Genomic DNA, 1,165 nt, shown 5'->3' with positions numbered 1-1,165 from the left:
CTAGGGAACGTCTGATCAAGTCGTAGATTGATTTGATGACGAGGACGCGTGTTGAGTTGCTGCGCTTGCGGGCTCATCGCACCGGGCATCCCACGCGTTTGAGAGCCTCTGTGGCCGCTTCACGCTGCCTGCGGGCGCACCTGTCCCATCATCGCAATCAGCTTCCTTCTGACCATCCACAGGTTCGACAGCGCAAACAGCGTGATCACATGCGCTGTGTTCTTGGTCAGTCCCTTGAACCTCACCTTCGCCAGACCGAACTGCCGCTTGATCACCCGGAACGGGTGCTCGACCTTTGCCCGGATGCTGGCCTTTTGGTATTCCTGCTTGCGCGCTCTGGCCTTGGCTCGGCCCTGCGGCATCTTCGCCATGTCGCTGGGCCTGCCCGCAATATGCCATTGCACGCTGCGTTTGACTCGGCTCTGTGCTCCGCGATAGCCCGAGTCTGCCCACACCGCATCCTCTTTGCCGTGCAGCAGATCGCTCACCTGTTCCACGTCTGCCTCGTTGGCTGCAGTGGTCGTCACCGTGTGCACCAGCCCCGAGTCTGCGTCCACGCCGATGTGAGCCTTCATACCGAAGTGCCACTGGTTGCCCTTCTTCGTCTGGTGCATCTCCGGATCTCGCTCGCCACTTTCGTTCTTGGTCGAACTGGGCGCCGCAATGATGGTTGCGTCCACGATAGAGCCGCGCTTCAAGAGCAGTCCCTTCCTGGCCAGATGGGCGTTGACCTGCTTGAAGATGTCTTCGGCCAGATCGCTGGCCTCCAGCAGGTGGCGGAAGTTCAGGATGGTCGACTCGTCAGGGATCGCCTCCAGACCGAGTCCGGCGAACGAGCGCAGCGAGGCGATCTCATACAGGGCCTCTTCCATCGCCGGGTCGCTCAGGGCGAACCAGTTCTGCATCAGGTGCACGCGCAGCATGGCTTGCAGCGGGTACGGACGACGGCCTCGGCCTGCCACTGGATAGTGGGGCTCGATGACTTTGAGCAGCGCCTTCCACGGCACCACCAGTTCCATCTCGGCAAGGAAGACTTCGCGCCTTGTCTTCTTCCTCTTGCCAGCTTGCTCCGCATCCGCAAAACTGATCTGGCTCATCGCTCGTGCTCCTTTGCAGGGTTCAGTCCTTCATGCAAGAAACGTGCTCTTGTTCAGACCTTCCCTAG

General features: G+C 60.5%; 1 protein-coding gene. It reads right to left on the bottom strand.

Going from position 1 to position 1,165, the window contains the following annotated elements; all coding sequences use genetic code 11:
* Positions 1-119: 119 nt before the first annotated feature.
* The gene (locus tag AC07O3_RS34495) at positions 120-1,097 is read right to left on the bottom strand and encodes an IS5 family transposase (RefSeq protein ID WP_093058440.1); all 978 of its coding nucleotides are present in this window, start codon (positions 1,095-1,097) and stop codon (positions 120-122) included.
* Positions 1,098-1,165: the final 68 nt, after the last annotated feature.

Source organism: Variovorax sp. GW821-FHT09D05, assembly GCF_059416325.1.
This window is presented reverse-complemented; position numbering and strand designations above follow the sequence as displayed.

Excerpts from the sequence above, each read along its gene's own strand:
- AC07O3_RS34495 (WP_093058440.1), bottom strand. The coding sequence starts at position 1,097 with ATGAGCCAGATCAGTTTTGCGGATGCGGAGCAAGCTGGCAAGAGGAAG.